14 protein-coding genes and 2 CRISPR repeat arrays are annotated in these 18,134 nt (G+C 67.5%); of the genes, 7 read left to right on the top strand and 7 right to left on the bottom strand.

Annotated features, from left to right (window positions below; translation table 11 throughout):
• Positions 1-118 precede the first annotated feature (118 nt).
• From HTZ77_RS20830 to HTZ77_RS20800, 7 genes are all read left to right on the top strand, one after another.
• Entirely contained in the window at positions 119-529 is a 411-nt protein-coding gene (locus tag HTZ77_RS20830) for a plasmid replication, integration and excision activator (RefSeq protein ID WP_175591277.1), read from the top strand.
• Complete coding sequence (locus HTZ77_RS20825) at positions 526-840, top strand: hypothetical protein (RefSeq protein ID WP_175591276.1); 315 nt, start codon at positions 526-528, stop codon at positions 838-840. The genes HTZ77_RS20830 and HTZ77_RS20825 overlap by 4 nt, the downstream gene beginning before the upstream one ends.
• 87 nt (positions 841-927) lie before the next feature.
• Positions 928-2,355 carry an FtsK/SpoIIIE domain-containing protein gene (locus tag HTZ77_RS20820; RefSeq protein ID WP_175591275.1) on the top strand — a complete coding sequence of 476 codons (1,428 nt, stop codon included), beginning with the start codon at positions 928-930 and terminating at the stop codon, positions 2,353-2,355.
• The gene (locus tag HTZ77_RS20815; protein WP_175591274.1) at positions 2,355-2,555 is read left to right on the top strand and encodes a hypothetical protein; all 201 of its coding nucleotides are present in this window, start codon (positions 2,355-2,357) and stop codon (positions 2,553-2,555) included. The genes HTZ77_RS20820 and HTZ77_RS20815 overlap by 1 nt, the downstream gene beginning before the upstream one ends.
• Positions 2,548-4,149: a replication initiator gene (locus HTZ77_RS20810; protein ID WP_175591273.1), complete on the top strand. Its 1,602-nt coding sequence runs from the start codon at positions 2,548-2,550 to the stop codon at positions 4,147-4,149. Before HTZ77_RS20815 ends, HTZ77_RS20810 begins: the two co-directional genes overlap by 8 nt.
• Positions 4,146-4,337, top strand: coding sequence for a helix-turn-helix transcriptional regulator (locus HTZ77_RS20805; protein WP_175591272.1), 192 nt, complete (start codon positions 4,146-4,148; stop codon positions 4,335-4,337). The genes HTZ77_RS20810 and HTZ77_RS20805 overlap by 4 nt, the downstream gene beginning before the upstream one ends.
• Positions 4,334-5,725, top strand: coding sequence for a tyrosine-type recombinase/integrase (locus HTZ77_RS20800; protein ID WP_175591271.1), 1,392 nt, complete (start codon positions 4,334-4,336; stop codon positions 5,723-5,725). Before HTZ77_RS20805 ends, HTZ77_RS20800 begins: the two co-directional genes overlap by 4 nt.
• Before the next feature lie 404 nt (positions 5,726-6,129).
• Positions 6,130-6,891: direct repeats of the CRISPR family, unit length 29 nt; unit sequence GGGACCATCCCCGCGTGCGCGGGGAGCAC.
• Between the two features lie 179 nt (positions 6,892-7,070).
• On the opposite strand, the gene cas6e is transcribed toward HTZ77_RS20800, so the two are convergent.
• The 7 genes from cas6e to HTZ77_RS20765 form a co-directional block, all read right to left on the bottom strand.
• Positions 7,071-7,760 (bottom strand): type I-E CRISPR-associated protein Cas6/Cse3/CasE, encoded by a 690-nt coding sequence (cas6e, locus tag HTZ77_RS20795; RefSeq protein WP_175591270.1) that lies wholly within the window; start codon positions 7,758-7,760, stop codon positions 7,071-7,073.
• A complete protein-coding gene (cas5e, locus tag HTZ77_RS20790) occupies positions 7,760-8,464 on the bottom strand; it encodes a type I-E CRISPR-associated protein Cas5/CasD (RefSeq protein WP_175591269.1) in 705 nt (234 codons plus the stop codon). The genes cas6e and cas5e overlap by 1 nt, the downstream gene beginning before the upstream one ends.
• Positions 8,461-9,639: a type I-E CRISPR-associated protein Cas7/Cse4/CasC gene (cas7e, locus tag HTZ77_RS20785; RefSeq protein WP_175591268.1), complete on the bottom strand. Its 1,179-nt coding sequence runs from the start codon at positions 9,637-9,639 to the stop codon at positions 8,461-8,463. Before cas7e ends, cas5e begins: the two co-directional genes overlap by 4 nt.
• On the bottom strand, positions 9,636-10,286 hold the full coding sequence (gene casB / locus HTZ77_RS20780; RefSeq protein ID WP_175591267.1) for a type I-E CRISPR-associated protein Cse2/CasB: 651 nt from the start codon (positions 10,284-10,286) through the stop codon (positions 9,636-9,638). The genes cas7e and casB overlap by 4 nt, the downstream gene beginning before the upstream one ends.
• The gene (gene casA / locus HTZ77_RS20775; protein ID WP_328808672.1) at positions 10,283-11,956 is read right to left on the bottom strand and encodes a type I-E CRISPR-associated protein Cse1/CasA; all 1,674 of its coding nucleotides are present in this window, start codon (positions 11,954-11,956) and stop codon (positions 10,283-10,285) included. The genes casB and casA overlap by 4 nt, the downstream gene beginning before the upstream one ends.
• Positions 11,946-14,861 (bottom strand): CRISPR-associated helicase Cas3', encoded by a 2,916-nt coding sequence (gene cas3 / locus HTZ77_RS20770; RefSeq protein ID WP_175591265.1) that lies wholly within the window; start codon positions 14,859-14,861, stop codon positions 11,946-11,948. Before cas3 ends, casA begins: the two co-directional genes overlap by 11 nt.
• A gap of 259 nt (positions 14,862-15,120) precedes the next feature.
• Positions 15,121-16,793: a CRISPR direct-repeat array (repeat unit 29 nt; unit sequence GTGCTCCCCGCGCACGCGGGGATGGTCCC).
• 236 nt (positions 16,794-17,029) lie between these two features.
• The gene (locus tag HTZ77_RS20765; protein ID WP_175591264.1) at positions 17,030-17,485 is read right to left on the bottom strand and encodes a GntR family transcriptional regulator; all 456 of its coding nucleotides are present in this window, start codon (positions 17,483-17,485) and stop codon (positions 17,030-17,032) included.
• Positions 17,486-18,134 lie beyond the last annotated feature (649 nt).

The raw sequence follows: 18,134 nt of genomic DNA, 5'->3' as shown, positions 1-18,134 counted from the left end.
TACCAAGCCATTCCGGCTCGGCCACTTGTGCGGACGAGTGGCCATTGCCTACTCTCAACTCATGCGGACAAGTGGACGAGCGAACGAGGGGCTCTCCGCCGCAGCAGAGAGGAACCACATGGCAATCCAGGGACCCATCCCGATCAGCTTCGACCAGGTCTTCCCGCACGGCTGCTACCTCGTCGGCAACGTCGAGCAGGTCAAGGACTTCGACGCCTCGGCCAACGGCCGAACCGTCTACGCCAAGGACAAGGTGACCGGCGAGCCGGTCTGGCAGGTCCCGGTCATGGACGGCGACCCGACCGTGAAGGCGTCGCAGAAGACGGTCGCAGTCAAGATCCTGTCCTCGACCGAACCGCCCCTCCCGCCGGCCGCACCCGGCCTCCCGATCACGCCCGTGGAGTTCGTCGGGATGACCGTCACGCCGTACGTGTCCCAGAGCGGGCGGCTGGCCTACTCCATCCGCGCCACGGGGATGCGCCCGCCGCGCGCCAAGCAGGCGCCCGCTGGCAAGGAGGCGGCGGCGTGAGCCTCGAACCGTACACCTACATCACGCTGTCGATGCCGTCAGCGAACAGGCCGCACGTCGCGGTTTCCTTCTACACCCACGAGGTGCGCGCTCGCTCCGGTGTGATCGACGGGCGCCGCCCGTACCTGGCCGTCAGCACCTCCGAGGCGAACGTCTCCATCTCCACCACGGGCGGCGGGTCGGTGACCGACGCCGACCTGGCCCTGGCGCGCGACATCTACGCCGCCGCCGCTCAGTACCTGGCCGACTGCGAGCGCCTGCACACCCAGCAGTCGGCCACCGGCAAGGCCACCGACCAGACGGCGGCCTGACACGTAAGGCGGGGCCGCCAGAAGCGCCAACTTCCGGCGGCCCCCGGGTTTCTCCCACGACTCCACATCACGAGAGGTTCCAAGCTTATGTTCAAGCGGCTGCCTGGCGACGAGGCACGCAACCTCGTCACCACCACGCCCGACACGGCCGTCGTCTTCCGCCCGGCCGTCGTCCAGACTCCCGCCATCCTGACCCTGATCATCTTCGCCTGGCGCGTCCTCACCGGATGCGTGCGGCTGCTGTGGCGGCACCCCGTTGCCGTGCTACTCGCCTTGACGCCCGTCGTCCTCACGCTGGTGTACGGCTGGCGGACCGCGCTGCTCCTCCTCGCCCCGGCCCCTACAGGGATGCTCGCCTGGGCCCTCACCGACCGGCACGACTTCGTCCGCCTGATCGGGCTGCGCGTGCTGGCCTGGTGGCGGCTCGTCTGGGTGTACCGGCGGCACTGGCAATCGGTCATGGTCGTCTCGGGGCTCGGCCGGCATCTGTGGGGCCGTGACTACCTGCCCCAGCTCGGCAAGGTCACCTGCACCGCATGGGCCGACCTGGTCACCGTGCGCATGCTCAAGGGCCAGTCGGTCAAGGACTGGGCCGATCGGCTCGACCACCTGGCGCAGGGCTTCGGTGCGGCCTCCTGCCGCGTGGCGGTTATCCGGGGTGGGCGGCTCCAGCTCACCTTCCCGCGTACTGACCCGCTGGCCGTGCCGCTCGATGCTCTGCCACTGCCCGACGTCCCGACTGTGGGGCCGGTCGAGATCGGCAAGCAGGAGGACGGGCGGCCGTGGCGGCTCAAGGTGCACGGCACTCATGTCCTGGTCGCGGGCGCCACCGGGGCCGGCAAGGGATCGATCATCTGGTCCACCATCCGTGCCCTTCTCCCCGCCGTACGAGCGGACCTGGTCGAGATCTGGGCGCTCGACCCCAAGCTGATGGAGCTGTCGTATGGACGCGCTTTGTTCGGTGAGCGGTACGCCGCCACGCCGGAAGAGTGCGCCGACCTGCTCGACCAGGCCGTCACGGTCATGCAGGAGCGCGCCGCCCGCTTCGCCGGTGTTCTACGCTCCCACACGCCGACCGTGGAGGACCCGTTCATTTTGGTGGTCGTCGATGAGGTGGCGTTCCTGACCGCCTATCAGGCAGACCGGCAGCTCAAGCAGCGCATCTCCGCTGCCCTGGCCACGCTCACCACCCAGGGCCGCGCGGTCGGCATCGGTGTCATGGCCGCCCTCCAGGACCCGCGCAAGGAGGTCATGAACATCCGCAACCTGTTCCCCGACAAGATCGCCCTCCGGCTGGACGAGTCGGAGCAGGTGGACATGGTCCTCGGTGATGGCGCCCGCGACCGGGGCGCCCTGGCCGACCACATCTCACCCGTTCCGGAACGGGGCGCCGGCGTCGGCTATGTCCGGCTGGAGGCCTCACCCGACCCGGTCCGGGTTCGCGCGGCCTATGTCTCCGACACCGACATCCGCGACATGGCCGCCGCCTTCGCTGCCGGAAGGGACGCTGCCTGATGAAGGTCTGCTTCCACGGCACCGCCGAAGAACTCGAACTCGTCGCGGGCCGCCGCCTCATGGTCCTGCTCACCTTCCGCGACCTGCCCCGGCTGCGTGTCTTCGCGCTGCTCCACCCCCGCACGCTCAAGCACCCATACAACGGCCTGTTCCGGCTCTGCGCCGACCTGGCAGAGGACGAGGGAGGTGTCCATGGCTGAACTGCCTCGCGCCGTCCGACAGGCCATGCCGCTGGCCCGTGAGGTGGCCGTGGAGGTCGCCAAGCAGTACGGCGTCTGCATCCGGCCCGTCCCGCTCAAGCGCCTGGACATCGAAACCGGCCGCTGGGAGATCGTGGACGTCCCATGCGGGGCCACCCTCGACGCGAAGTGCCCATCCTGCGCCAAGCGCAACCGGCAACTCCGCATGGCTCAGTGCCGGGAGGGCTGGCACCTCGACCAGGAGCCGGCCATCACCCCGGACGACCCGAATGACGATCAGCGGTGGTTGGTCGAGTTCCGCGCCGACCTCCAAGCCCACCGCGACCAGGCCGCCGCGTCATGTGAGGACACCTCCGCCTGGGACGCTGCAATCGAGGGCGTGGACGCCGAGATCAACGAGGCGGGCATGCGCGGCAACGTCCTCGGTCGTACCGTCCCCAAGCGCACTCGCTCGACCAGACGGCGGCAGGACGCGCCGAACCTGCCCAAGCGCAGAATGGTGCCGACCACGCTCGGGCGGACGTTCACCAGCTCGGACGGCAAGGTCTACCGACCCTCGCTGTTCGTCACGCTGACCCTCCCGTCCTATGGCAAGGTCCACAACGGCGTACCGGTGGATCCGGAGAGTTACGACTACGCGCGGGCTGCTCGGGACGCGCTGCACTTCTCCAAGCTCGTGGACCGGTTCGTGCAGAACCTACGCCGAGTCGCGGGCTATGACGTACAGTACTTCGCCTCCGTGGAACCACAGAAGCGACTCGCGCCACACCTGCACATGGCCATCCGCGGCACCCTCCCCAGAGCGGAGGTCAAGCAAATCGCCGCCGCCACCTACCACCAGGTGTGGTGGCCACCAGCAGACGTGGTCCGCTTCGCCAGCGACCATCTGCCGGTCTGGCAGGACGGGGCCGGCTACCTCGACCCGCAGACCGGCGAGGTCCTGCCGACCTGGGACGAAGCCCTCGACCAGCTCGACGCCGACCAGGACGCCGCACCGCTGCACGTGATCCGTTTCGGCAACCAGATCGACGTCAAGGGCGTGCTCGCCAGCACTCCGGACGCCGACCAGTGCATCCGCTACCTGTCCAAGTACCTCACCAAGAGCCTCGGCGACAGCCTCGACGCCGACAACCCCGCCCAGCGACAGCACGCCGCCCGGATGGTCGATGCGCTGCGGTTCGAACCCTGCTCTCCGAGGTGCCCGAACTGGCTGCGCTACGGCATCCAGCCCAAGGACGCCAAGCAGGGGATGACTCCGGGAGCGTGCCGCAGCAAGGCCCACAAGCCAGATCACCTCGGTTACGCCGGCCGCCGCGTCCTGGTCTCCCGCAAGTGGTCCAACAAGACCCTCGCAGAACACCGCCAAGACCGTCGCACCTGGCTCCTGGAAGCTCTCGGCCAGCCCAACGAGCCGACCGACCCACACCGCTACATCTGGAAGCCCGTCCCGGCCGGCGACGCCAACGTGCCGCCACTCGCCATGCGCCTCCTCCGCTCGGTCGCCGAACGCCAACGCTGGCGAACCCACATGGCTCGCCTCCAAGCTCAGGCAGACGGCCACGATCCTTCGGTAACCGAGGCGGTGGCGGCATGAGGAGGCGAGACGAACTCCTCACCGTCGCCCAAGTCCTCGACGAACTCGGCGGCGTCTGCCGCCGCACCTTCTACCGCTGGCGAGAGATCGGCAAGGCCCCACAGGGGATCCGTCTGCCCAACGGCGAACTTCGCATCTACCGCAGCGACCTCGAAGCCTGGCTCGAATCCCTCAGGAGCGCAGCGTGAACACTTCCTACAAGGTCAAGTTCTGGGAGATTCGCTCCAACAAGTCGGCGGTGAAGTCGGGCAAGACGATCTCCTACACGGTCCGCTGGACAGTGGCCGGCCGCGAGAAGTCCAAGACCTACGAGAAGTCCGCACAGGCCAAGAATTGGCTCTCCGACCTCAGACAGGCGGCCAAGAACGGTGAGCCGTTCGACATCGAGACCGGCCTTCCCGTGTCCATGCTCAAGGCCAAGGAGGCACGCACGGTCTTCGACTTCGTCATGGCCTACATCGACATGAAGTGGCCCCACGCGGCCTCCAAGAGCCGAGACAGCATGTCCGACGCTCTCGCCACGGCCCTTCCGGCTCTGACGAAGGACATGCCAGGCAGGCCCGACGCACAGACGCTCCGTCGCGCCCTCCGCAAGTACGCCTTGTTCCCCGAGGACCGGCGGCCACCGGCGCCCCTGGACATGACCAAGGCGCTCCGCTGGCTGGAGTCGGCCTCGCTCAGCGTGCAAGAGCTGAACGAGACGAAGGTGCTCCGCCCCGCGCTCGACGCCCTGACCCTGTGCCTCGACGGCTCGAAGGCCGGCGCCAATACGATCAAGCGCAAGCGTGCCGTTCTGCATCACGTCCTGGAGTACGCGGTGGAGCTGGAGGAACTGCCGTCCAACCCGCTCCACCGGGTGAAGTGGTCGCCTCCCAAGACGACCGAGACCGTAGACCCTCGCGTGGTCGTGAACCCCCGCCAGGCGCGGGAGCTCCTGACCGCGGTGACCTACGTCGGCAAGCGCGGCAACGGACGACGGGGACGCGGGCAACGTCTGATGGCCATGTTCGCGTGCATGTACTTCGCTGCCCTGCGCCCGGCTGAAGCGGTGAGCCTACGACGCGACGACTGCCACCTCCCCGCCAAGGGCTGGGGACGCCTAACGCTCGACGTGTCCCGCCCCGAGGTCAACAGGCAGTGGACCGACACCGGTGACGCACACGAGGAACGCGGGCTCAAGCACCGCGGTACGAACGACGTCCGAGTGGTCCCCATCCCGCCCGAGCTAGTCAAGATCCTTCGGCAGCACATCGCGGACTTCAGCGTCGGCGAGGACGGCCGACTCTTCCGCAGCGAACGCGGCGGCGGCGTCGCCTCGACGGCCTACACCGAGGTCTGGCACGAGGCCCGGACACTGGCCCTCACTCCCGCCCAGGTCGCCTCTCCCCTGGCTCGGCGGCCGTACGACCTGCGACATGCGGCCGTCTCGCTCTGGCTCAACGGCGGCGTACCAGCTCCCGAGGTGGCCAATCGCGCCGGCCACGGCGTCGACGTCCTGCTGCGCGTCTACGCCAAGTGCGTCGACGGCCAAGAAGAGATCGTTAACCAGCGGATCCAAGACGCGCTCGTCGCCTGAGATGACCTCGCCTGGTAGAAGCACAGGGCTCCGGATCGCCTCCGGGGCCCTTCTTCTTGGCCGCGTATTGGCCGTGGACGTTCCGGATCATGCGCGTCGACCAGAGGAAACGCCCCTTGATCCATTCCGCATATATTCCGGGACCAGCGACAGACGGCCGCTCAGGGCTGCCTACGGCTGCACACCCCTGAAACGCAGAAGAGGCCCCGAAGGGCCTCTGACCTGCAGCTACTGCTGGTGGCAGGTGCAAGGTTCGAACTTGCGTAGGCTGAGCCGACGGTTTTACAGACCCGTCACAATCTTGCGCCGACCTGGGGAAACTCCGATCACGCCCCACATTTGGCCGCGTATTAGCCGTGGACACTCCTGAACGACTGCTTTCTCCCCAATCGGCGCGGGCCTTTTGGACCATCCCCGCATGCGCGGGGAGCACGGTGCCACGATGTGGCTGGACATCGGGTCTCGGGGACCATCCCCGCGTACGCGGGGAGCACGTCGAGCCCGTGCCGCCGGTCAGCGTCCAGCCGGGACCATCCCCGCGTGCGCGGGGAGCACATCCGCTCGCGTACTGCCGGGTCCTCGGGAGGGGGACCATCCCCGCGTGCGCAGGGAGCACCCTCCAGTAGAGGCGAAGCCGGTTCATCATTGGGGACCATCCCCGCGTGCGCGGGGAGCACGGCTTGCCAGGCTACGTCACGATCTGATTAGAGGGACCATCCCCGCGTGCGCGGGGAGCACGTCCGGCGGCCGGGGCGGGTCTACCAGGTGCCGGGACCATCCCCGCGTGCGCGGGGAGCACGAGGAGCTGGGCGCCGGCCACGCTCTGCACGAGGGACCATCCCCGCGTGCGCGGGGAGCACCGCTTCCCGATAGGCGTAGCTCAGGGCTGGAATGGGACCATCCCCGCGTGCGCGGGGAGCACTTGGGCATGGCGTCCCGCATGTTCTTGATCAGGGGACCATCCCCGCGTGCGCGGGGAGCACCGGCCGGCCGAGCATGCGCTGGTGAAGCGGCCGGGACCATCCCCGCGTGCGCGGGGAGCACCATTGGCAAGTTTGTGAACTCCCTCGGTGGGAGGGACCATCCCCGCGTGCGCGGGGAGCACAGCTCGTCAGGCGTGATGCTGCCCGCCGGCACGGGACCATCCCCGCGTGCGCGGGGAGCACGGCAGGGTTCCGATGGTGGCGGCGGGTATGTGGGTGACACCTTCAGCGTCCTCGGCCGTGATGGCGTTGTCTTCCCGGTGCAGGATGCATCGCTCAAGGTAGATGAACGAGATGCGGTCTCCCATTCGGGTGAGCTCGCGCGGCGACGACATGCCACGCTGGCCGACGGTGGCCACGGTTCACACCTCGGCCAGCGTCATGAGGCCGCAACCGTACGACTTGGCGCGCCCGAGCCCACGAGTGAGAGCGTGCCGAAGCGCGTCCGGGTCGGTCACCTCCAACCTCCCGTCGAAGGTGACCGCGAGAAGGGTGACCGGGGCCTTCTGGCCGCGTTTGGCGAAGGACAGTTGGCGCCGGTCGTGCACGACGACCTCATGCCGGTCGAGGCCGGGCACGAGTTGCTGGTCGGCCGACTTCTCAATGATCTTGAACCCGGCCTTCTCCTGGTGCTTCAAGAGCCAGTCGATCTGATGGCGTTGCGTGACGTGCGCAGTGACCTTGGTGGGTTCGCCGTCTTTGCGGCGGATGCTGTGCACCGGGTTGGCCGTCAGCCGGAACGCCCATCGGTCACCGGCCGCCAAGCGGGACAGCAACGGCTCGTAGCCATAGGTGTCCCACCGGCCGGTTTCTGGCCAGCCGCCCTGCTCGACCAAGTGCGTGAGGTCCGGCTTGTCGGGGCTGACGATGTAGAGGTAGGTCTCCGCGCGGCTGTTGCGGTCGACCCGCCACAGGACCCGGGGACCGCCGTCGGGCGCAGCAGGGATGTCGGCGAAGGACGACATGACCGCGGCGTGGAGGATCTGCGGGGACGACAGCAGCCGGCGCGCTCCCACACGCGCGGTGTTGAGACGGAACCTCGTGAGGTACATCAGGCGCCTTCCAGGACGGATGTCGGATCATGGTCGCAAGGCGCGTACGGGTTGGGCACGCTCACCCGTGTCCGGCGAACGCCGCGCAGGGCGTGCCGCCGGTGCAGGGGGTCGAAGCTGAGAGGCTGGTCGCGGAGGCTGTCGACCGGCCCATCCCCCTCGGTGGCCTCGATGTGCACCTCCAGTTCGACAAGGTGCCCGGCGTTACGGTGGCGGCGCTGATTCCAACGTGCCGCCCGCCAGGGCTCCCGCTCAAGGGCTTGCTGCAAAGAGCGGTCGTGGTCGACGCGGAGTTCCACGGGTCGCGTCGGGGGACACGAACGGCGTCCCAGATACGGCAGAAACACCGGAGCGCGCAGTGCCCGGTACAGAGCCTCGATCAGTTGCCGGTCGCCCTCCACTCCCGCGACGAAGACGGCGTCGGCGAGGTAGAACCGCTCTGAGACCGGTACCGCCTCATCGCTGACGAAATGGTGTGCGGTCTGGTAATCGCGCAGCACCGTACCGGCCTGATCGATGCGAACGCCGAAGCGCAGGGCGGCCAGGTCGGACACGTCTGCCGAGCGTTGTCGTCCTTGAGCTGCGGCAAGCAGGCCGATCACGCCGCTCTTGGTCGGCGCAGCCTCGGTCATACGGCGGGCGAAGCGCGACGCGGACCCCCACGACTGCAGAGGCCCGGCCAGTTGCATCAGCAGAACGCTCATGCGCCCTGCCGCTGGGCGATCTCGTCGCCGATGGCCTGGATCAACTCCCGCAGCGGTAGCTCGGTGCCCAGTCCGGACAGCGCTTCGGTGTTCTTGCCCACCCTCAGCACCCAGCTCGGCCCCTCGTCGGCGACCCCGTAGACGCGCTCGACCTCAGGGAGGTAAGAGGCCAGACGTTCGGACGCCTGCCGTACGTGACCACCGATCTCCGGCTCCGCCCGGCAAGGCTCCTCGTACGCGGCGGCGCAGTTGATCGGCCGCGACGAGCGTACCTTGACGACCACGGCGTCGGGCAGCGTGTGGTTTCCGAAAGTGTTGAGCTTTCCGGTGGGCAGGGAGGTCAGGAAGCCCTCGACGAACGCCTCGACGGCTCTGCGCAGCGGCTCGACAGCAGGCTGGTCGTCGCGAAGTCCCTTCCCGAGGTTCTTGCCGAGCAGGTCGACGTCGAGGGCGGCGTACCGGTAGAGGGTGGCCGAGTTGAACTCCACCGTCCCGATCATGCCCGCGCCGAGGTCGTCGGTTTCGCGCTTCTTGTAGTCGTCGACAGCCGTGTAGAAGTCAGATTCGTTCTCGACCTGGTGGACGCTGATGGCATGGGCGACCTGTGCGGCCGCGTCGACGTTGATATCCGCCTCGTCGGCTACCATGCGCCCGAAGAGCGCGATGTCGGCAGAGTGCCGGGTCTTGGCGATCCGCCGAGCCTGGTCCTTGACAGCCTTGTCCTTGAAGTAGTCCTTGGGGGCGCCGTGTGCCTTGACGGCCAGCTCGGCCAGCCCGTCGAGTTGGTGGGCGCTGAGGAACATCAGATACTTCGACTCCGGAGCGGACTCCTCCTCCGCCGCTTTGCGCTTGGGGCGTTCGATCTTGGCCCCGGTCGCCAGCTGAATGGTCTCGGCCGCCAGCGTCCAAGCCTCGGCCTGCTCGATGGCGGCGTCCAGGCGCATGATCCGCTCGCCCAGCAACTCGGCCACCCTTCGGGTACGGACGCCAAGCTCAGCAGGGTCGAGCAGATCGTGGAACGCTCGCCGGGTTGCCCGCTTCCACGCCTGGCTAGAGACCCGAGCGCGTCGTACACCGCCATAGATGGCGCTCTTCGGCGTTCCGGTGTCGTCGCGGTTCAGACAGCTCGGAGGAACAGTCTGCAGGACGTGGAGTTCGAGAACGGTACGGGTCACTGGGGCTCCTTCTCGGCCGGCTCATTGTCGGTACGTGTCTCGGCCCCTGAACCACCAGGCCGGTAGGAGTGGAAGCTGCGCCCCCAGCTCTGGCGTACCTGGCGCATCCCTTCGGGGTGCTGCGCCTGGTAAAGCTGGCGAGCGAGAAGCGCATAGTCAAGCGGGATGGACTCTCTGCGAAGCAGAGTGATGATTTCTCTAAGCCGGTTGGCGAGAACCTGCCGGGTGTTGGCTGCGCCGACGCGCACGAAGCGCCGGCGGATCGGCTCATCGATCTTCCCCACGGGCATCAGGCGACGCACTGCCTCCCCCAATTCGACACCCCGTCGATGCATCCGCTGATCAGGATGGGATTGCTGGTGGAGGGCGTACAGGGTGACGGCTAAGAACAGGGCCGCCTCTGCCTTGACCGCCTCGTTGTAGGAAAGCGGCCTCTCGGCGTACAGCCGATCGGTGCCTGCCATGCCCCACAGCTCGGGCACTTCCTCCGGTAGCTTGCCCGCGCCACGCCTGAGCTGGGCCAACGCGGCAACCGCTGAGCTTCTGTCGTCCAGATAGCCGGCTTGCAGGTCACCGATGTACGCGCCGGCGACATCACGGATCAGGTCGCCGGCCGAACGACGGTCGGCGACCGAGGGGGTGGTCATGCTTGTGCCTCCACGTCTCGTGGTTGACCGTCGCCGTCCGGCGGGTCTGGCGGGGACTCGGCTGGGGAAGCCATTGGCAGGGCCGCGCGTAGGCGTGTCCGGAAGGTCCGGTGGGCCTCCGATGCGCTCAGCCAGAGGTCCGCCCAGGCAGCGTCGCCCATCCCTCGCAGCAAGTCGTCACCGAGGCGGCTGACGAGACGATGTGCACGCTGATGCCAGACGGATCGGCGTTCCAGAGGATCATTCTGCGGTCGAAGATCGGCCAGCCAGGTTCGGAACGCTCCATCAAGGGTCCAGAATCCAGTGGCGCGGGCTACGTCCCTGGCCAGCTCGGGCACGGTTCGGGCAGCTCGTGCTAGATCTGCGGCCAAATCGCCGAGCACGGTGACAGCGCGCTCGGCATCGGCGACCGCGTCGATCGCGGCCTGGCCGAGGCCGGTGTCTCGCTGATGCAGCAGCACCAGCGGCATCGCCACCGCGTCGTCGATGATCTCGTCGATGACCGACTGCTGGGTTCCGTACACCGCGCCGAACAGCCGTGCCCGGATCAGATAGTCCAGCGGCAAGCCGCCTTCGACGGTAAGGCGAGCGGCCCAATCCAAGATGCGAGGACGGACGATGCGCGCAGCCTCGCCGCGCTGCTGCCCACCAGGGGCAAGACCAGCGATCAGCGCGCCCAGCCCCCGCCAGGCGCTCTGGCTCGCGTCGTGTTCGCGCGGCAGATAGACCTGTGTCAAACCGAGTTTCTTCTCCTGGGCCGGGCTGCGCCGCCACCCGGTCATGGGCTCGACCTGGTGTTTGTTGCGCGACTCAAGGATGTCTCCGTAGGTGAGGATCACCCCGGTCACGCCTTCGGCGTCGAAGAAGAGTCGGACTCTCCTCGACTGCCAGGTGTAGAGATCCCGTAAGCCTGCCGGACGACTGGAAAGCTGGATCGGGTCGATCGATCCGGGTCCTACCGGTGGGCGGCGCCAGACTGGAAGATCGCTCTCGCCATCCCTGCGAAGGTTTTCGGTGTCGAAAGCAATCAGGTTGAGCAGAAGGGTCTGTCGTAGGTTGTCCCCCTCGACGAGCACGCCGCCCAGCGCCCCGGCCCACGACACTCCTTGCGGGTAGATCTTGCCGCCCTTGACGCGAGAGTCGCCGACCACGCCGGTCTTGATCCCGGAAGTGTCGAACGCGTGGGCATGCACCAGCCAGCGGGCCGCCTCCGCGAATCCGAGCCTGCTGACGCCCCGCGCTCGCATGGTGAAGAAGGGAACACCGTTGGGAACGTCGGCGACGAGGCGATCCAGGGAGCTGGCCTCGCCGGTCGCAGTGCGAAGCCCTGCACATTGGAAGAAGGGTTGCTCGGGATGCAGCAGGTCGAAGCGGTCACGATGTTGGTCGAGGTAGGCGGTGATGCGATCGACTGGCAGGCCCTCGTCCCACAGGTCCTGCCACTCCTCCGGGTCGGCTGGACCGTCCACCGCATCGTGCAGGATCGCGAGCAGTAGCCGGAGCAGCGCGAACTCCTGAGTCGGGACATCCCCGACCAGCCGCCGGAGATCGTCGGCCTGGCAGAACACGTCCTGCAGCGACAACTCGTCCTGGCTACCGTCCTGGCGTTGGACGGGCAGCCAAGGCCGACGGACCAGATCGAACGAGGGTGGAGCAACCTCACTCAGCACGAACCACCTCCAGGCCATCGGTTGGGGTGTAGCGCAGGTCGTAGCCTGCCAGGCGGCTCCGACAGTTTTCGTCCAGGACAAGGATCAGTTCGCCGGCCAGCCAGTGACTTTCCTTGGACTGCCACGCCGCCACGTAGTTCTGCTCCAGTTCATCGATCGCCTGGTCTATGACTCCGGGCAGGGAGATGTGGAAGGGCAGCCGCAAGCCGCATCCGGCGACAATGCGTGCAAGCTTGGGCTCAGGTGGCGTGTCGGTGGGCAGCTCAAGCCCGCCTCGTCCCTTGTCCAGCCAGGGCAGCGTGGCCAGCGTGCCGTCGCTCCTGCGCTGCACGACAAGCACCTCTAGGCACTCGCGGCTGTCACGGACCTGTGCCCGGCCACGACGGGTGTCGTCGGCGTCGCCGATTCCCGCATCAACCCAGCCGATGACCGCTCGTCCGGGTTTGCCTGCCGCGTTGATCTGGAAGTCTCGTGCCCTGTTGTCCTGCTGCGCTTGATGCAGCTCGTGCGCCTGGCGCGCCTGCTCCATGGCCTCCTGCCACTGAGGCGGGCCGACTGGTGCAGAACCGTAGGCGTCCTGGACGAGCGGGCTGATGTCCTGCGGCAGGCGCACGACATGCCCACTTGTGGCGGTCCCCGACAGGTACGGCTCCAGCACCGCAGCGGATCGCAGCAGCGCGTGCCGGCGGTAGATCAGCACCGACCCACGCACGGGGTCGACGGGAGCCCTAGTCCAGTCAGCTCCCGTGACGAAGCAGCGCGCCGAGCGCAGCCGCGGTGGACGGTCGCTTTGGCCTTCACCCCGCTGATGCCGGTGCAAGCGGCCCATGCGTTGCAGCAACAGGTCGATCGGACACAGGTCTGACACCAGTAGGTCAAAGTCGATGTCGAGCGATTGTTCCGCCACTTGGCTGGCGACAACGATATGACGACCGACTGGGCGACCCGTGCTTTTCTCTGGAGGGCCGAACCTCTTTAGAAGATCGGCGTCTTTTTCTGCTCGGTCCAGATCGATAAACCGCGCATGCGTCACACTGACTGAGTCATGACCGAAGCGGTCTCGCAGATATGCCGATGTCTCCATTACACGACCGACGGTGTTACGCACGACCAGCGCACAGCCACCATCGGCCAGTTCCCGCTCCAACATGTCGCCGAGTGTGGTCAGATCGTCGTTCAAGCGCTCGACATGGACTTCAGTCTCTCGTCCGGAGGCGGCGACAACCTCCACCGTTGCCGGACGATCGAATTCGACCGCAGTCAGCAGCGGATAGCCGGACGCGTTCTCCACGTCGGCCAGGCCCTCGCCGTCGGCGCCAGCCCCCGCGTATGCCTGCGCGAGTTCGCGGCGCCTCCTCGTGGGCAGGGTCGCCGACAGCACGACCGCCGGAACCCGGTACGCGCCCAGCCACGACAACACCCGATCCAGGTAGGAGTTCATGTAAGCGTCGTAGGCGTGCGCCTCGTCGATGACGACCACCTTGCCCGACAACGCGAGATGTCGCAGCGCCAGGTGCCGGCTCTTCAGCCCCATGAACAGCAGCTGGTCGACCGTCCCCACCACGAAGGACGCCAGCATGCCCTTCTTCCTGCCTCGTAGCCATTGATGCGCGATCAGTTCGGCGGAGCCCATCGCGCGGTCCACGCGGGGGCGCCACTCATTCCCCGAACCGTCTGTTTCCACTCCGCGGATCTCGCGCCGCCCGGCACGCATCAGCGCCGAATAGTCCTCGTTCAGCGCCGCCTTGGAGTGCGCCAGCAATACGGACCGCGGCCCCTGACCAAGGCGCACATCGGGCACACGCTCAAGCCACTCGAGCATCCGCGGGAACATCCCGTTACTGGTCGCCATGGACGGCAGGGCGACGAAGCAGCCGCCCGCCCCAGAGCGCGCGGCGAAGATCTCGGCGACTGCGAGCGCGGCTTCCGTCTTCCCCTCGCCCATCGGTGCCTCGATCACCATCAGTCCAGGAGATGACATGCTCCGAGCCAAGGCGACGGCGCGCTCCTGCACCGGGCGGATACGCGCTCCGCGAGGGAGCGAGAAACGATCGAGAAACAGCTCGTCCGGCTCCCCTTGCGGCTCGCCAGGCCGCCAAGGGGCAGGAAGTTCGAGGCCGCGCCATGCCGCTTCGACCCGCTGCCGCTCGCCCTGCCTTTGGGCTTCGGGAAAGTACGGAAACAGATCGGGGTTGCTCGCGATCCAGTCCGCGACGATGACGAGGCCGCTGAGCAGTACTTGGGCCGGCTGGGGGAGCTTCACCCCCTGCCAGGCAACCAGCCTCTCCTTTACCCCGCTGGTCTCGGCGCACAGGTCCAACAGCTCCCACTGCACATCTCGCCAGAGAGAGGCACAGCCAGGCGTGCGCAACAACTGGGGGCGAACGTTCAACTCACGAATGTCCTGGTGGGTGGGCGGCACCCCGTGATGACCACCGGCGATGATCGCGAACTGTGCGGTAGCCGAACGCGTCCACCCATAACGTTCCATCAGCCAGTCACACAGAAGCGCCTGACCGGCCAGACCATGAGGAGCGAGCTTACGATCAAGCAGTTGCTTGTACGGCGGCATGTCGAGGCCGGCAGCACGCATCCTGTCAGCGAGCGTCTCCACCTGGCACGCGAACGCCGGGGTGGCCTTGCCTATGTCGTGTGTGATCGCCAGCCAGATAGCCAGGCGCCGCCCGTCATCTAGACCACCCGGCAGTGCCTCCGCGATCACACGCTGCACCTGAGATGGCAACCAGCGATCCCAAAGGAGCCCCGCCACCGCGCCGCTGTCAGGCAGGTGCCGCCACAATGGCAACCATCCGTCAGTGGCGGCATCGTGTTTCGCCCACACCGTACGCGCAGCAGCCGAGAGGCCCCCAATCGACCAGCGCGGGAAGAGCTCCCCATCGAGCATGGCCACCATTAAAGACCACTACCACCGAAGACGCAGGAACCACGGGATTCATTTCCATAACGCCCTTGCGGAGGTTTTCAGCGTTACACAAAATGCTTCCTGTCTGAAATAAATACATATGACCGCATCGATGGTGCCGATGGCGACCAATGTCTACAGATAGATTCGACGACAGATGGGATTGGAGTGACATATGTCCGAATCTTTGAAAGTGCTTCGAATCGGCACTTCACCTGGGTAACGTCCCAGGTCAGGCAGTGTGCTCCCCGCGCACGCGGGGATGGTCCCGACTGGCGCGCGCTGTTCCGGTACGAAGCCGTGCTCCCCGCGCACGCGGGGATGGTCCCGGCGCGCTCGTCCCCGTGCCCGGCATGGATCCGTGCTCCCCGCGCACGCGGGGATGGTCCCGGCGGCTGATCCCGTGGCCGCCCTGGCCGTCAGTGCTCCCAGCGCACGCGGGGATGGTCCCACGGCCCGGACTGCACGAGCAGTGGAGACCCGGTGCTCCCCGCGCACGCGGGGATGGTCCCTCAACCACGAGATGACCGCCGAGCCGAACGGAGTGCTCCCCGCGCACGCGGGGATGGTCCCGCTGCCAAGCGAATCAGGGATGCTGAGGACCGGTGCTCCCCGCGCACGCGGGGATGGTCCCGACACGGAGCAGTTGGCCGTCATGCAGGCGGCGTGCTCCCCGCGCACGCGGGGATGGTCCCGGGAAGCCGCCGGCCAGGTCGGACCACTCCAGGTGCTCCCCGCGCACGCGGGGATGGTCCCGCCGGACGGGCCACCCCACAACCGAACAGGGGTGCTCCCCGCGCACGCGGGGATGGTCCCTGTGCCAGCCGCAGCCTGTCTCCGCTGAAGGTGTGCTCCCCGCGCACGCGGGGATGGTCCCCTGTACATTTCGTCCGAGTAGACAAAATGGCCGTGCTCCCCGCGCACGCGGGGATGGTCCCCCCTTCGGTCCCTCCTCAGGGACCCCCGCGCGGTGCTCCCCGCGCACGCGGGGATGGTCCCATCTCGGCCCAGACCGGGCCGAGCAGCCGCTTGTGCTCCCCGCGCACGCGGGGATGGTCCCGTCGGCGACCACTGCCAGAGGTGTGACGTCGCGTGCTCCCCGCGCACGCGGGGATGGTCCCGAGCTGGGGCACTGGGGTGAGCAGGTCTGCGCGTGCTCCCCGCGCACGCGGGGATGGTCCCCGCTACCCGGACTTCCAGGCGCGGTCGCTGGAGTGCTCCCCGCGCACGCGGGGATGGGCCCTACGCACCGGGCAACGAACGACCTTGTCACTGGTGCTCCCCGCGCACGCGGGGATGGTCCCCTGTCTCATCCTCATTGGTTGGTTAGCGAAGGGTGCTCCCCGCGCACGCGGGGATGGTCCCGAGCTGGGGCACTGGGGTGAGCAGGTCTGCGCGTGCTCCCCGCGCACGCGGGGATGGTCCCCAGCACCGGGTCCTTGGTCAGATACGTAGGAGGTGCTCCCCGCGCACGCGGGGATGGTCCCTTGCTCTCGATCAGCCATGGGCGGGCGAATTTGTGCTCCCCGCGCACGCGGGGATGGTCCCCACCGCAAGTGACGGCCGCCACGGGACCACGGGTGCTCCCCGTGCACGCGGGGATGGTCCCCGCTACGCCGCGGACATGGCGCTTCTCAAGGCGTGCTCCCCGCGCACGCGGGGATGGTCCTGGCACGTGCGAACCGCCGTAAACGCCCCGCAAGCGCTCCCCGTGCACGCGGGGTTGGTCCCGACACATACCACCGATGTCATCATCTCAAAGTGTGCTCCCCGCGCACGCGGGGATGGTCCCTCCTCAGGGGTCTTGGCGTTGCGGACCATCTCGTGCTCCCCGCGCACGCGGGGATGGTCCCGCCACCGTCCCCACCGGCTCGCTGTGCTCGTCGTGCTCCCCGCGCCCGCGGGGATGATCCCCAGTCCGCCAGCACTGCTCCGCTTTAAGGAGGTGTTCCCGCGGGGATGGTCCCGACCGCACCAACCTGGACCGGATCAACCCAGTTGGCAATGACGAACAGGCCGCAGAATGCACGTTATCCGCAGGATGCCCTCCATAGAGGAGACACAGCAAGTCAGCAGGCCGCCCTGAAACCCGCGACAGGGCAACCGCAGAATCCCGCAGTTCCACGCAGAATGCCGTAGCCGCTTTCAGGTCATTCGTCGGGCGAGGAGTGGTTGAAGACCAACTCGACGCGATCTCCGCGCAGTATCCTGCGATGCTTACGCGGGCCTGGCATGACCTCGAAGACCGGCACCCCCTCAGGGACTCCCCCGAACTCGCGCAGTTCCTCCGACGTGGCCAGGTCTCGCCGTTCCTCCGGTGTAGGCATGCGCGTCACCACTCGCGCGCCCGCCGGCACTTCGTACGGCTCCCGGTCCGGCTCACCGACCACGAGCGATCCCCGCTTGCGCACTGTCGTGATGCGCCCCTCGGCCCGCAGCAACGCCAGGGCATCGCGAACGGTGTCCCGACCGACGTCGTAGATCTGCGCGAGCTGGGACTCCGAAGGCAGCCACGCACCTGGGCGGTACCGGCCCGAAGTGATGTCCGCGCGAATCGCGTTCGCGACCTGCCGGTTCAGCGGCACCCCGGAGCTGTAGTCGATCACAACACATGAGTCTCATGGGGCCATGTTGCCATGGGCCTTGTGGCCATGAGGCCCTAGACGTAACCTGGGGAAACCCTGCCAGCAAATGGTTTTTGACTCAGCCCACCTCCGCAAGCGCAAGACGGGAGATCACGAACGCATGACCGACATTCTTGATCGGCTCGTTGGCCAGGACGGATGCAGCACGTCCAGGCGCCCATCGTTCGGACGCTCCCCTGCCGGCCACTGGAACGCCAAGGTCCCAAGGAAGGCATCGGCGTCCACGGAGGCCGTCGCCGCCATGAACACTCAGCTCACCGCCGGAACGTCGACGCGGCTTGTACGCGAGCGCGGGTGGCTGTGGAGCCATCGCAGCCACTACCTCCCCACGGCAGGGAGGCCGCGATGACCGCCTGGGAGCCATTTCAGAGCGCTCGGAGCAGCAGCATCCGAGTCACGGAGACCTCGTGCTGCGGGGCGTACGAGTGGGTTTGCCAAGGAGGGCTGTTTCTCGTCCTCCGCCGCACAGGACGGAATTATGAAGAGACCGGAAGAGGGCTTTACCGCCATGCACGCGCCGTCTGGGATGACCTTGTTCTCGCGCATGCTCGGAGCCATTCGCCCTCACGGGAGGAAGAGCTCTCGGGCTCGAAGCCTCACCAGGACGCCG

Source organism: Nonomuraea montanisoli (genome assembly GCF_013363975.1).
Taxonomy (GTDB): Bacteria; Actinomycetota; Actinomycetes; order Streptosporangiales; family Streptosporangiaceae; genus Nonomuraea; species Nonomuraea montanisoli.
Note: the sequence above shows the minus strand (reverse complement) of the source record. Positions and strands in the feature narration are given on the sequence as shown.